This is a genomic window from Mesorhizobium sp. C395A, from assembly GCF_030323205.1.
GTDB lineage: Bacteria > Pseudomonadota > Alphaproteobacteria > Rhizobiales > Rhizobiaceae > Mesorhizobium.
Genome location: NZ_CP100473.1, coordinates 3,670,808 through 3,684,326, shown reverse-complemented (window position 1 = coordinate 3,684,326; position 13,519 = coordinate 3,670,808). Strand labels below are relative to the sequence as shown.

Below are 13,519 nucleotides of genomic sequence, written 5' to 3'. Positions count from 1 at the left end.
CACGTGTCCGATCTCTACATCCACCGTCTCGCCGCCCTCATCGACCAGGCTGCGAAAGCCAATGAAGAGGCCTTTGGCCAGGCGGCCAGCCACTTTGCCGACTCGCTCGAGGGCGGCGGGCTGGTGCATCTCTATGGCTCCGGCCATTCGGTGCTGCCGGTGCAGGAAGTGTTTCCGCGCTATGGCAGCTATGTCGGTTTCAACCCGCTGACCGACCCGCGCGTGATGTGGCACAATGTGCTCGGCGCCGGCGGCGTGCGCGAGCTGTTGTGGCTGGAGCGGACGGAAAAATACGCCGAGAAATTCCTCGACCACCAGCCGCTCAACAAGGGTGATTCCATCATAATCTTCGGCCATAGCGGCCGCAACTCGTCCGGTATCGACACCGCGCTCTATGCCAGGAAGCGCGGCATCTTCGTCGTCGCGGTCACCAGCAAGAACAATCTGGACAAGCCGGCGACGCACTCCTCCGGCAAGCGGCTGGCGGATGCCGCCGACCTCGTCATCGACACCTGTTCGCCGATCGAGGACGCCATCGTGCCGGTCGAGGGCTGGAGCCGGCCGGTGTCGGGCTCATCGACGGTGCTTGCCATGATCCTGGCGCATGAGCTGATCGCGCGCACCGCCGAGCAGCTCGCCAAGCGCGGCATCGAACTGCCGGTCTTCGCCTCGCCGACCATTGCCGGCGTGACGCTGCACGACACCGACGTCATCTACGGCGTCTACCGCGAGCGCATGCTGGATGCGCAGAAGAAGCACCTGCCGACCTTCCAGGCAACGATGCGCGGAGAGTGAAAAAAGGGAGGCCCGGCACATGCCGGGCCTCCGACGTCTCGTTCCGCAATTCCTATCCGCTCAACGCCGCTTCGGGCGCCCGGCAGGCGATTTGTTGCCGCGCGGGCCGCTCTGAACCGGCGTGTTGCCCTGGTTTTCCTCCGACAGCTTGCGCCAGCGGGCAAGGCGCTCAGGGTCGAGCGTACCCGCCTTCAACGCAGCCTGCACCGCGCAGCCCGGTTCGTGGACATGGGTGCAGTCGCGGAATTTGCACAGCGGTGCGAGCTCGGTGATTTCGGCAAACAGCGTGTCGATGCCGGATGCGACGTCGCTGACATGCAGCGTGCGCATGCCCGGCGTGTCGATCACCCAGCCGCCACCGGCAATGGGGTGCAGCGACCGCGCCGTGGTGGTGTGGCGACCCTTGGCATCGTGTTCCCGGATGCCCGCGGTCTGTTGCGGCGATTGCTGCGCCGATCCGGCCAGCGTGTTGACCAGCGTCGATTTGCCGACGCCGGAGGAGCCGACCAGCGCCACCGTCTGCCCTGCGCCACACCAGGGAGCAAGCGCCGCTGCGGCATCGGCGACGCGCGGGTTCAGCACCACCACGGCCAGCCCACGCTGCAGGGCGGCGGCCTGGCCTTGGTAAGCCTCGGCATCGTCAGCGGTGTCGGCCTTGGTCAGCAGGATCACCGGCGTCGTTCCGGCCTCGTTGGCAAGCGCCAAATAGCGCTCGAGCCGGGCGATGTTGAAATCGGCATTGCAGGACGTCACGATGAACAGCGTGTCGACATTGGCCGCGGCCAGCTGCGGGATCCTGCCGCCCTGGGTACGGCGCTCCAGCACCGTCTTGCGGGTCAGCCGGCGGAGCAGCAGATGTGTATGCTGCTCGACCAGCACCCAGTCGCCGACGGCGTAGTCGCCGGTGTTGGCATTGGCCGGCAGCGTCAGATCCACTGGCCCTGCCCGGGACAGGCCGGCCAGGCGGTCGCGGTGCACCGAGGCGATGCGCGTCGGCACGAGGTCTGCCTCATCGGCTTCAAGCTGGTCGCCGAAGAAATCCGTCCAGCCCAGGCTTGCGAGGGAGGCCGTCACGGCTTTGACCAGGGGGACGGCGTCACAGACATCGGAGAGTATCCTTTGGCAAAATGGGCGCGGACCCTCGGGGCGGTTGTTCAAGCCGTGTATGGGCGGCATGGCGGCATTTGGCAAGCCGAACCGCGCCGATGGCCAAGCCGTTCGCGCACCGCGTGGAACGCATCGAGGCGGTGGTTCGCTGAACGTCACCAGACACGGAACCCTATCGTGGCACCTATCCGCGTCGCGTGCGTCGAGGGTCGTTCAACATTGAGGAAAAATCCTATGCGCTTACGCCCCGTTATTCTCAATGTCTGCAACACGGAAGGGCGAACCGGAGCGCCTGGCGGCCATCAACCGGGAGCTGAGGCGGCTCGACCCGGAACTGGTCGCCTTTCAGGGGGTCGTCCAGACAGCCGATGTGAAATTCCTCGATACGCTGCCCGATGGTTTGGATTTGCATGCAACGCATCAAGCCTCTTCGTCGACCTCGAAGTTGGCAGGGACGGCTGAGGATGGCAGGTCGAGAAGCCCGCCAAAAGGGGGAGGGGATGGCCGGTACCGCAGGGGGCGGGGGGTTGGGATGGGGTTGCCTGAAGCACCGGCCAAAGCGGGACAAGTCCCACGCCCACAAGCTAGCAGAGGTTGGATCGGTTCATATGGTGTGATCGCGGACTGGCGCAAAAGCGCTTTCATATCCCCGCGCAGGCGTCGGCAACGAGCCCGCAACCGGGGGTTTCCGGTCGGTTGGTGGGTTGCGCAAGCGTCGGTTGAAGGCGCTGCGGGAGGCTGTCGTTTTTAGTGCGGTTCGAGTGCTATGCGCTCAGCGACAGGTGCTCAAGGCAGGGCAATCGCATGGCGCCACCACATGCGATTGTCCTGCTTACGCCACCGGCAGCGTTCGCCCCGCAATCAGATCCGCCGCCTTCTCCGCAATCATGACCACGGCGGCGTTGGTGTTCGACGACACGATGCTCGGCATGACCGAGCTGTCGCAGACGCGCAGGCCTTGCAGCCCGCGCACGCGAAGCTCGGGGTCGACGACGCTGTCGGCATCGCCGCCCATCCGGCAGGTGCCGACTGGGTGATAGGCGCTGCGGCCATGTTCTCGGGCGAAGGCTTCGAGTGCTGAGCGCCCCTGCATCGCCTTGCCGGGCAGATGCTCGCGGCTGATGTATCTGGCGAAGGCTGGCTGCGACAGGATTTCGCGGCTGATCTCGATGCCGTCGATGGCGCGTTCGAGATCATAGCGCTCGGCGAACGGGTTGGGGTCGATGATGGGCGCATCGCGCAGGTCCGCGGACTTGAGCGTGACGCTGCCGCGCGAACGCGGGCGCACATGGTAGGAGTTCAGCGTGCAGCCATTGCCGCCGGGAACCGAGCCGATGCCTTCCTCGACGCCGGCGCCGGGCAGGAAATGGAACTGGATGTCCGGCGTCTTCTCCGCGCGGTCGCCCCACCAGAAGCCGCCGGCCTCGACGATGTTGGAGGCCACCGGCCCCTTGCCGAACAGCGCATATTCAAGACCGGCGACCGCTTGCCAGCGCTTCTTCTTGTAACGGTCGATGCCGTGCGGTCCGTTGAGCTCGGCGACGACATCGACGTCCATGTGATCGTGCAGATTCTGGCCGACGTTTTTGGAATCGTGGACCACCTCGATGCCGTGATGGCCGAGATGCACGGCCGGGCCGATGCCGGACAGCATCAGCAATTTCGGCGAGCCGATGGCGCCGGCGGCGACGATGACTTCGCGCTCGGCGCGGAGCAGTTCGGTGCGGCCATTGACGATGATCTCGACACCGATGGCGCGGCCGTTCTCGACCACGATGCGGCTGACGGAGGCGTCGGTGCGTAGCGTCAGATTCTTGCGGCCGAGCGCCGGCTTCAGATAGGCGACCGCCGTGCTCGAGCGTTTCCCCCGACGCGTCGTCGTCTGGTAGAAGCCGGCGCCCGCCTGCTCACCGGCGTTGAAGTCGGCGCGGAAAGGAAGGCCCGCCTGCTGCGCCGCCTTGACGAAGATGCGGGTCAGCGGATGCGGCGCGCCGCTGGAGACGCCGAGCGGGCCGTCAATGCCATGCTGCGCATCGGCAAAAGTGTCGTTGCCCTCGGAGCGGACGAAGTAGGGCAGCACGTCGGCATAGCTCCAGCCGGCACAGCCGGCGTCAGCCGCCCAGCCGTCATAATCCTGCGGGCAACCGCGGGTGAACACCTGGGCGTTGATCGAGGAGCCCCCGCCCAGCACGCGGGCCTGCGGATAGACCATGGTGCGGCCGTCGATTTCCTTGCCGGGCGCGGTGTCATAGCCCCAGATCAGCGGCCCCGACGTCATCTTGAAGAAGCCGACCGGCAGATGGATGTAGCGATCGGTGTCGGGCGGACCGGCCTCGAGCAGCACGACGGACACGTCCGGGTCCTCGCTCAGCCGGGCGGCCAGAATGCAGCCAGCCGAACCGCCGCCGACAATGATGTAATCCGTCATTTCCACTCCCGGGTTCTCTTTGTTGGAGCATGATCTCCCGGACAAAACGGTTTCCCGATTTGTCCGAGAAAACCGGTTCCCACTTCTAGGGATCATGCTCCGGCGGGCGATGAAAATCACCGCCCTCCTCTTGCGCGCGACGATCTCAAGTCGCTTGTGCCGCGTCAAGAGAAAGGGTATGGTTATCGTGTTGAAGGGTTGTCGTACAAGTGGAGGAGCTCGACGATCCTCACCAGGAGGTCCCGGCCGCGCTCCCTGCGCAAGATGCCGGGCGGAACAGAATTCAATCGGGAGGTTTCGAGGTATGAACGACACGAAGAATTTTGCGGTCAACCGGCGCACGCTGATGATGGGCGCCACCGCCGGCGTGGCGGCACTCGCCATGCCGAGCGTGCTGCGCGCGCAGGACAAGCCGACTCTGGTGACGTCGATCCGCTCGCTGTCCAACCCCTATCACGCGGTGTGGAAGACCGGCGCCGAAGCGTATGCCAAATGGGCCGGGCTGGAACACGTCACGCTGGTTTCGGAAGGCAACAGCGAGAAGGGCATTGCCGACATCAAGGCGATGCTGGCCAAGACCGGCGGCAACATGGTGCTGAATTCCGATCCCAACGACACGCCCGATGCGCGCCCGATCGTCGAGGCCTGCGCCAAGGCCGGCGCCTATGTGGTGACGCAGTGGAACAAGCCTGGGGATCTGCACCCGAAGGATTTCAACCCGAACTATGTCTCGCATATCGAGTTCGACGGCATCGACAGCGGCAAGACCATCGCCGAGATCCTGTTCAAGACCATTGGCGGCAAGGGCGGCATCGTCGCACTCGGCGGCCTGATCTCGACCACGGCGGCGATCGAACGCAAGAAGGGCCTCGATGCGGCGCTCGCCGCCAACCCGGACATCAAGCTGCTCGACTTTCAGGTCGCCAACTGGAAGTCGACCGAAGCCTTCGACCTGATGGGCAATCTGCTCACCCGCTTCGGCGACGACATCAAGGGCATCTGGGCGGCCAATGACGATATGGGCTCCGGCGCACTGGAAGCGCTGCGTGCCGAAAATCTCGCCGGCAAGGTGCCGATCGTCGGCGTCGACGGCATCAAGACGGCGGTCGATGCGGTGCGCACCGGCGAGTTCGCCTGCACGGTCACTTCGGATCCGTTCTGGCAGGGCGGCATGGGTCTAGCCATCGGCTACAACGCCAAGATCGGCAAGTTCGACCCGACCAAGGAGCCCCCGGAGCACCGCGAGTTCTACGGCAAGGCGGTGCTGATCTCGCACGACAATGTCGAGGAATATTACAAGACCAATGTCGATGCGAAGCCCGAGATCGACTGGAACGATCTGTGGGGCCGGGTCACCGGAGCAATCCGCACCTGATCCATCGGAGTGGGCTGCAACTCCCTGGCGGCCCGCTTCCTCCCGCAGCCGTCGCGATCCCCTTGTCGCGACGGCTGTCACCAGCAGACGGGAAGCGGTTTCTTGACAATCCATACAGAACCCCTGAAGTCCGTTTCGGACATCGAGCGGACGACGCCCATGACACCGTTCCCCGGCCGCATCGCGACATTCCTGGGCGGCAGGCGCTGGCGCAGCCTGGCGCCGCTGGCGGTGCTGATTGTACTCTGCGTACTCATCGCCATTGCCAATCCCAATTTCATCGAGCTGCGCAATCTGGTGCGGCTTGCGAATTCCGCCGCCGTGCCGCTGACGCTGGCCATGGGGCTGACCTTCATCATCCTGATGGGCAGCATCGACCTCGCAGTCGAAGGCACGCTTTCGGTGGCGGCGATGGTGCTTGTGCTGCTCGCCGCCAATGACGGCAACGGCAACGACTATGGCTGGTGGGCGGTGCTCGCTGCCATCGCCGCCGGCACCGCCATGGGCTTCGTCAGCGGTCTCGTCCAGACCATGCTGCGCATCCCGTCCTTCATGGGCACGCTCGGCATGTGGTTCATCGGCCTCGGCCTGTCGGTCTATATGCTGGGCGGCACGGCCATCAAGCTGAACGACGCCTCGATCCGCGACCTGGCCTTGCACCGTTTCCTCGGCCTGCCGGTGGCGGTCTGGGTCGCGTTCGGCGCCTTCCTGCTCGCCACTGTCATCCAGTATCACACCAAGCTCGGCCGCCACATATTGGCGATCGGCGGCGACGAGGATGTCGCCAAGCTCTCCGGCGTCAATGTCGTGCGCGTGCGCATCACCGCTTTTGCGCTGGCAGGGTTCTTCTTCGGCATTGCCGGCGTGCTGGCCGCGGCACAGCTCGGCCAGTCGCACGCCGTCATCGGCGACGGCAGGCTGTTTGCAGCGGTCACCGCAGTGGTCGTCGGCGGCACCGCTTTGACCGGCGGCGAGGGCGGCGTCGTCAACACGCTGATCGGTGTGCTGATCGTCACCGTGCTTGCCAATGGCATGATCCTGCTCGGCATCTCGCCCTACATCCAGCAGACGGTGCAGGGTCTGATGATCATCGCCGCGGTGGCGCTGTCGCTCGACCGTGTCCGCCTGAAAATCGTCAAGTGAACGCCATGCTGCAGGCGTCCAACATCATCAAGAATTTCCCCGGCGTCCAGGCGCTGCGCGACGTCTCCATCGAGGTGCGGCCCAATGAAGTTGTCGGGCTGATCGGCGAGAACGGCGCCGGCAAGTCGACGCTGATGCGGGTGCTGGCCGGCGGCTACCGGCCGGATGGCGGCTCGCTCACGCTGGATGGCGAACAGCTGCGCATGCGCAACGCCCGTGATGCGGCCAGGCATGGCATCGGCATGGTGTTCCAGGAGCAGTCGCTGGTGCTGAACCTGACGGTTGCCGAAAACATCTATCTCGGCGAAGAGGACCGCTTCACCCGCTTCGGCCTCGTCAATTGGCGCGCCATGAACGCGGCGGCGCGGCGGCAACTGGCCAAGATCGGCATCGACATCGACGTCACCGCGCGCACCTCCGAACTCACCTTCGCCGCGCGCCAGATGGTCGAGCTCGCCAAGGCGCTGACCCTGGAAGAAGTGGTCGAGCGGCAGTTGCTCATCCTGCTCGACGAGCCGACCTCGGTGCTCAACGCCGCCGACATCGAGGTGCTGTTCGCGCGGGTGCGCTCGCTTAAATCCCGCGCCAGTTTTGTGTTCGTCTCGCACCGGCTCGACGAGGTGCTCAATATTTCCGATCGCGTCTACACGATGAAGGACGGCGCCGTCGTTGCCGAACATCGTGCAGCCGAAGTCACCGCGCCGGAGCTGCACGAGATCATGGTCGGGCGCGGCCTGCAGGCCGAATATTTCCGCGAGGCCCGCCAGCTGGCGCCGCGCGATATCGTGATGGTCGAGGCCAAGGGGCTTGGCGCCAACGGTTTCTATCACGGCGTCGATCTCTCGATCCGGGCGGGCGAGATCGTCGGCATTGCCGGCGTCGTCGGCTCCGGCCGCGAGGAGGTGACGCGCACCGTTGGCGGCTTCGTCCAGCATGATGCGGGCGAGATGAAAATCGCCGGCGATGTCGTGCGCTTCTCCTCGCCGGAACCGGCGGTGCGCAAGGGCATCGGCTATGTCCCGCGCGAGCGCCGGCTCGAAGGGCTGGTGATGTTCCTGTCGATCGCGGAGAACATTTCGCTGGCCGATCTCTCCAGCGTCATGCGCCATGGCGCCATCGACTATGGCAAGGAGCGCCGGCTTGCCGCCGACTGGATCAAGCGGCTGCGCATCAAGGCGCCCGGCCCCGATGCCGCCTGCCGCAAACTCAGCGGCGGCAACCAGCAGAAGGTGGTGCTGGCGCGCTGGATGACGGCGGGCTCGCGCATCCTGGTGCTCGACCATCCCACACGCGGGCTCGATGTCGGCGCCAAGGAAGAGGTCTACGAGCTGGTGCGCGATCTCTCCGCGCAAGGCGTGGCGATTCTTTTGATTTCCGACACGCTGGAGGAAACGATCGGCCTGTCGCACCAGGTGCTGGTGATGCGCGATGGCGAGATCACCGCGCGCTTCGATGCCAGCCCGGGCAACAAGCCGAACCAGGTCGATCTTCTCAGGGCAATGGTGTGAGCCGATGAATGAAGCGTTCTCCATCAGGCGGGTTTTCGAGGGCAAGTGGACGCAAGGCGCCATTCCGCTGGTGCTGCTGCTAGCGCTGCTTTTGATCATCGAGATCGCCGCGCCCGGCTTCCTGACCGGCGAGACCGTGGCGCTTTTGTTTGCCAACACCGCCGTGCTGTTCATCCTGGCGACCGGCGTCACCTTCGCCATCCTGCTTGGCGGCATCGATTTGTCGATCCAGGCGGTGGCTTCGCTGGCCAGCGTCATCCTGGCGCAATTGCTGCCCTCGCTCGGCCTTGCTGCCTTCCCGGTGGCGATCCTGTCGGGGCTCGCCTTCGGAGTGTTGAGCGGCGTCGTCCACGTCAAGCTGCGCGTGCCGTCCTTCGTGGCGACACTCGCCACCGGCGGCGTGGTCACCGGCCTGGCGCTCTGGGTCTCCAATGGCCGCGCCATCACCATCGAGGAAGGTGGCCGAGAAAACACGGCGTGGATCAACGCCACCATCAGCGGCATTCCGGTGGTGGTGCTGATTTCGGCGGTCATCGGCATCGCCGCCTTTCTGGCGCTGCGCTACACGCGCTTCGGCCGGCAAGCGATCGCGGTCGGCGCCGGCGAACCGGCGGCGTGGGCGGCCGGCATCAATGTCGACCGCACCAAGATCATCGCCTTTGCCGCGTCGGGTATGCTCGCGGCCATCGCCGGCGTCGTGCTGGCAGCCAGGCTGTCGAGCGGTTCGCCGGTGCTGGCCAACCAGCTGCTGCTGCCGGCCATCGCCGCCGTAATCGTCGGCGGCACGGCGATCACCGGCGGGCTCGGCGGCGTTGCCCGCACGGCGGTCGGCGCGCTGATCATCTCGATCGTGCGCATCGGCATGACCTTCGTCGGCGTCAATATTTTCCTGGAAAACATGGTGTTCGGCGCGGTGCTCATTGCCGCCGTCGCCATTACCATCGACCGCAGCAAGATCGCGGTCATCAAGTGATCCCGCCTCCCAGGCAAGCGCGGACAGGACGGGACCGCATCGGCGCGAGGCCGATGCGGTCCGGCCCGATCGGATCACATCGTGTCGAGGCCGATCAGCTCGATCTTGTAGCCGTCGGGGTCTTCGACGAAAGCGATGTGGGTGGTGCCGTGCTGCATCGGGCCGGGCTTGCGCGGGATCTTGGCGCCGCGCTTTTCCAGTTCGGCGCAGACGGCGTAGATGTCGTTGACGCCGAGCGCCAGATGGCCGAAGCCGGTGCCGATCTCGTAGGGCTCCTCGCGGCCCCAGTTCAGCGTCAGCTCGACGACGGCTTCCTTGTCCTCGGGGCCATAGCCGACAAAGGCGTTGGTGAACTTGCCGCCGGGGTAGTCGTCGCGGCGCAGCAGGGTCATGCCGAGCACCTCGGTGTAGAAGGCGATCGACTTGTCAAGGTCGAGCACCCTGATCATGGTGTGCATATAGCGAAAGCCCGGGGCGTCGCTCATTGGGGAAGTCCTCCGAATTCTGTGATTTGCGGGTCTGATCATCCACATCGCACGCTTGGCGGCAAGCCTCGCTTGATGTTCTCAATCAGGGTTGTATGATAACACGACAACGTCGGTATTTGTCCAGTCGTTTTGCCGAGGGGCCTAGAGCCAATCCATGAATGCCGTGCTGCCAACCTCCGCATCGCAGATCGCAGCCCTGGCCGGCCTGCTGCCGAATGGCGGGCTGCTGACCGAGGAAGTGGATCTGGCGCGCTACAGCCGCGATTGGTCGGGCGATCATTTCGGCCGGCCGCTGGCCGTGGCGCGGCCCTCTTCGGTGGAGGAGATGTCGGCGCTGATGCGGTTCTGCCATGCCGAGCGCATTCCGGTGGTGCCGCAAGGCGGCCTGACCGGGCTCGTGGGCGCCGCAGTGGCGGCGGATGGCGGCGAGATCGTCATCTCGCTGGAGCGCATGAACCGTATCCGTTCGATCAGCCCGATCGACTTTGCCATGGTGGTCGAGGCCGGCTGCATCCTCGAGGACGCCAAGCGCGAGGCTGAAGCGAGCGACTGCCTGCTGCCGATCACCTTCGGCGCGCAAGGCAGCTGCCGCATCGGCGGCAATGTCGCCACCAATGCCGGTGGCTTCAACGTGCTGCGCTACGGCATGACGCGCGACCTGGTGCTTGGCCTCGAAGTGGTGCTGGCCGACGGCCGCATCTGGAACGGGCTGAAAGTGCTGCGCAAGGACAACCGCGGCTATGATCTGAAGCAGATCTTCATCGGCTCGGAGGGCACGCTAGGCATCGTCACCGCGGCGGCGCTGAAACTATTCCCCAAGCCGACGCAGATCGAAACCGCGCTGGTTGGCCTGCGTTCCGTCGAGGACGCGATGGCACTCTATGCAAGGGCGCGGCGCGATTGCAGCGATTTGCTCACCGCCTTCGAACTGATCCTGCGCGGCGGCATCGAGATCACCATGCGCGAAGGCCAGGATTTTCCCGATCCGCTCAGCCAGCCCTATCCCGTCTATGTGCTGATCGAGGTGTCGTCGGGCGGGCTGATCGACCTCTCCAATATGCTGCTGGGGTTTCTCGGCAGCGTCGAGGACATCGTCGAGGACGGCGTCATCGCTTCGACCAGGGCTCAAGGTGAGCGGTTGTGGCTCTACCGCGAGATCATGGTCGAGCGGCAGGGCAGGGGCGGGCGCTACCTGCGCACCGATGTGTCGGTGCCGATCTCCAGGCTTGCCGATTTCGTCACCGATGCGCTGGCCGCCTTGGAGAAAGCCCGGCCCGACGCGCTGGCCGTCACCTACGGCCATGTCGGCGACGGCAACATCCACCTCAACGTCGTGCCGCCGGAAGGCATGGGCACCGAGGCGATGGAACATCTGTTCGAGCAGGCGGAAGCCGAGATCTTCACCGTCGTCGATCGCTATGGCGGCTCTATCAGCGCCGAGCACGGCATCGGCCGGGTCAAGCAGAAGGCGTTCCTCGAACGCATCGATCCGGTGACGCTCGACCTCGCCGCCGGCATCAAGGACGCATTCGACCCGCGCCACATTCTCAGCAACGGCCGCATTCTGGCGTCCGCACCCGCCGTCGACTATAGGTGAGCGATGACGCTGAAACTCGACAAGGTCAATCGCGGCCCACACCTCTCCACTCTGGTGGCCAGTTCCATCTCGCGCGAGATCGCGCAAGGCCGGCTGAAGCCGGGTGACCAGCTGCCGACCGAGGCGGCGCTGGCAACCACTTTCGGGGTCAGCCGCAACGTGGTGCGCGAGGCGATCGCGCGGCTGCGCTCGGAAGGCCGAATCTGGTCGCAGCAGGGGCGCGGCGCCTTCGTGGTCGAGAGCAACAACCCGACGGTGCTGACCATCGACCATGAGACGCTGCAGCGCGCCGACTCGTTTCGCAATCTGTTCGAACTGCGTGGTATCCTCGAAGTGCAGGCGGCGGCCCTTGCCGCCAAGCGGCGCAGCGACGCCGATCTCAAAGCCATGGGCGATGCGCTGTCCGGCATGCGCGCCGCCCCCTATGGCAGCGTCGCCTGGCTGCGCAGCGACCTCGAATTCCACCGCACCGTCGCCGAGGCGACGCGCAATTCCTACATGGGCCAATTCCTGGTCTTCGTGTCCGAGCGGGTGCGCGAAAGCATTCTCGCCGCCGGCAACCAGCAAAAGTCGGACGACATGGCCCGCATTACGCTCGGCGAACATGAGCGCATCCTGAGAGCGATCCGTGCCGGCGACGCCGAAGGAGCACAAGCCGCCATGCGCGACCACCTAGCGGGCGCTGCGCTGCGGGTGGGGTTGCATGAGAGGGAAGCTGCGGAGCCTGGTGCGCCGGTGCAGGAAGTGGCGTCTCCGGTGCGGCATTCGCGGTTGCGAAAGGCTGTGCGCGGGCAGGCTTAGGGATAGCCTTGCCTTGTCCGCGCGCTGGGCCAATCGCCTATGGCAGCGCTGACCCCCACTCCGTCTCGGCTTCGCCGAGCCACCTCTACCCCATTTCATGGGGGATGAGGAAATGCCAATCTCCGAGATCGCAGCCCTTCAAAAGCTTGGGTTTCCTCTCCCCACGAATGTGGGGGTAGAGGTGGCTCGGCGAAGCCGAGACGGAGTGGGGAGCGCCATATCAGATTTCACTCGGTCGTCGGCTCAACCAGCTCAGGGCCGGAGATAGGCCGCCACCCCACCGCGCTATTTCAGCGGCAGAAACAGCTCAAGCACCACCTCGCGCACCGGTCCGTTCGACGAAAAGTGTCGCTGGCAATACACCGGAAAGTCGCGCCTCCTCGCCGCTGGCCGGAAGCCATTCGCGATAGAGGTAAAGTGCTGCCGGCTCGAGATTGTTGGTGTTGCCGGGGTAGCGCAGCACCGCGCAGCGTCCGCCGGGGATGACGCCGGCCTTCATCTGCGCGTCCTCGATCGGCCCACCCTCTACCGGCAGCTCGGTTCCGGCACAGATGTCCATGCTGTAATCGGCCGGGTTCGCCGGCTCCCTTTCGGAACGGAAGATGTTGAAGGTCGAACTGGTCTCGGGCGACAGGCCGGCGGCCTTGCGCCAGGCGATGAAGCGCTGGATGGTGTCCTGGAGCGTCGCCCGGTCGCCGCGATGCTCCATGATCGCCACCGGCGTCGGCGGCACATCGCGGATCATCACGTCGTCGGGTTCGAAGATTATCTGCATGAGCGTGGTCCTTGCTTTGTCGAGCGGCCCGAAGGCCATGAGCCACGCCCCCCAGTCGGGAGACTTCCGGAACGACGAAGGCGATTGTCCGAACCGTTGCCGAAAGGCGCGGGCGAAGGCATCCGGTGCGTCGTAGCCGGCATCCATCGCTATGTCGGTGACGCTTTGGGCGTCGCTCTCGGCAAGCCGGTACGAAGCGCGCTTCAGGCGGGCGAGCTGGACATAGCGATGCACGGACAAGCCGAAGGTTGACGTGAACTGCCGGTGGAAATGGTATTTCGAGAACACCGCGACGCCGCTCAACGCTTCCAGGCCCAGATCGTCGTCGAGATGCTGGTCGATATGATCCAGCACCCGCCGCATCCGGGCATGGTAGTTTTCAAGTGGGGTCATCAAACGTCTCGTCCTGCGTGGCGACACCAGATAGGCGCGTCAGGGCATTTCGCGCTCGACCGATATTGCGGTTTGACACGGATGGATGGCTGTTCGCTAGGCGGGTGCTTGGAGGTGCGCCAGGTCTGCTCGAGAG

General features: G+C 65.2%; 10 protein-coding genes and 1 pseudogene. 7 read left to right on the top strand and 4 right to left on the bottom strand.

From position 1 onward, the window contains the following. The first annotated feature begins 3 nt into the window (after positions 1–3). Positions 4–795 carry a sugar isomerase domain-containing protein gene (locus NLY37_RS18005; protein ID WP_023740873.1) on the top strand — a complete coding sequence of 264 codons (792 nt, stop codon included), beginning with the start codon at positions 4–6 and terminating at the stop codon, positions 793–795. A gap of 60 nt (positions 796–855) precedes the next feature. Here NLY37_RS18005 and rsgA read toward each other — a convergent pair whose 3' ends face one another. Both rsgA and NLY37_RS17995 read right to left on the bottom strand, forming a co-directional pair. Continuing rightward, positions 856–1,869, bottom strand: coding sequence for a ribosome small subunit-dependent GTPase A (gene rsgA, locus NLY37_RS18000; protein ID WP_245261286.1), 1,014 nt, complete (start codon positions 1,867–1,869; stop codon positions 856–858). Positions 1,870–2,734: 865 nt separating this feature from the next. Continuing rightward, positions 2,735–4,330 (bottom strand): GMC family oxidoreductase, encoded by a 1,596-nt coding sequence (locus tag NLY37_RS17995; RefSeq protein ID WP_023740876.1) that lies wholly within the window; start codon positions 4,328–4,330, stop codon positions 2,735–2,737. A 304-nt stretch (positions 4,331–4,634) separates the two neighbouring features. On the opposite strand from NLY37_RS17995, the gene NLY37_RS17990 reads away from it, so the two are divergent. The 4 genes from NLY37_RS17990 (at position 4,635) to NLY37_RS17975 (ending at position 9,329) form a co-directional block, all read left to right on the top strand. Then, positions 4,635–5,705, top strand: a complete 1,071-nt coding sequence (locus tag NLY37_RS17990; protein WP_023683136.1) for a sugar ABC transporter substrate-binding protein — start codon at positions 4,635–4,637, stop codon at positions 5,703–5,705. 102 nt (positions 5,706–5,807) lie between these two features. Beyond that, positions 5,808–6,848 carry an ABC transporter permease gene (locus NLY37_RS17985; RefSeq protein WP_245262508.1) on the top strand — a complete coding sequence of 347 codons (1,041 nt, stop codon included), beginning with the start codon at positions 5,808–5,810 and terminating at the stop codon, positions 6,846–6,848. Positions 6,849–6,853: 5 nt separating this feature from the next. Further along, positions 6,854–8,356: a sugar ABC transporter ATP-binding protein gene (locus NLY37_RS17980; RefSeq protein WP_023740877.1), complete on the top strand. Its 1,503-nt coding sequence runs from the start codon at positions 6,854–6,856 to the stop codon at positions 8,354–8,356. Between the two features lie 4 nt (positions 8,357–8,360). Beyond that, positions 8,361–9,329: an ABC transporter permease gene (locus NLY37_RS17975; protein WP_023740878.1), complete on the top strand. Its 969-nt coding sequence runs from the start codon at positions 8,361–8,363 to the stop codon at positions 9,327–9,329. A 74-nt stretch (positions 9,330–9,403) separates the two neighbouring features. Here NLY37_RS17975 and gloA read toward each other — a convergent pair whose 3' ends face one another. Next, positions 9,404–9,814 carry a lactoylglutathione lyase gene (gene gloA / locus NLY37_RS17970; RefSeq protein WP_019856614.1) on the bottom strand — a complete coding sequence of 137 codons (411 nt, stop codon included), beginning with the start codon at positions 9,812–9,814 and terminating at the stop codon, positions 9,404–9,406. Between the two features lie 157 nt (positions 9,815–9,971). Between gloA and NLY37_RS17965 the strand changes: the two genes are divergently transcribed. After that, positions 9,972–11,414 (top strand): FAD-binding oxidoreductase, encoded by a 1,443-nt coding sequence (locus tag NLY37_RS17965; protein WP_023740879.1) that lies wholly within the window; start codon positions 9,972–9,974, stop codon positions 11,412–11,414. 3 nt (positions 11,415–11,417) lie between these two features. Next, on the top strand, positions 11,418–12,215 hold the full coding sequence (locus tag NLY37_RS17960) for a FadR/GntR family transcriptional regulator (protein WP_023740880.1): 798 nt from the start codon (positions 11,418–11,420) through the stop codon (positions 12,213–12,215). Between the two features lie 285 nt (positions 12,216–12,500). Here the strand turns inward: NLY37_RS17960 and NLY37_RS17955 are convergent. Then, positions 12,501–13,383: pseudogene (locus NLY37_RS17955) on the bottom strand (AraC family transcriptional regulator). Positions 13,384–13,519: the final 136 nt, after the last annotated feature.

Excerpts from the sequence above, each read along its gene's own strand:
- gloA (WP_019856614.1), bottom strand. The coding sequence starts at position 9,814 with ATGAGCGACGCCCCGGGCTTTCGCTATATGCACACCATGATCAGGGTG.
- NLY37_RS17990 (WP_023683136.1), top strand. The coding sequence starts at position 4,635 with ATGAACGACACGAAGAATTTTGCGGTCAACCGGCGCACGCTGATGATG.
- NLY37_RS17975 (WP_023740878.1), top strand. The coding sequence starts at position 8,361 with ATGAATGAAGCGTTCTCCATCAGGCGGGTTTTCGAGGGCAAGTGGACG.
- NLY37_RS17965 (WP_023740879.1), top strand. The coding sequence starts at position 9,972 with ATGAATGCCGTGCTGCCAACCTCCGCATCGCAGATCGCAGCCCTGGCC.
- NLY37_RS17995 (WP_023740876.1), bottom strand. The coding sequence starts at position 4,330 with ATGACGGATTACATCATTGTCGGCGGCGGTTCGGCTGGCTGCATTCTG.
- NLY37_RS17960 (WP_023740880.1), top strand. The coding sequence starts at position 11,418 with ATGACGCTGAAACTCGACAAGGTCAATCGCGGCCCACACCTCTCCACT.
- NLY37_RS17980 (WP_023740877.1), top strand. The coding sequence starts at position 6,854 with ATGCTGCAGGCGTCCAACATCATCAAGAATTTCCCCGGCGTCCAGGCG.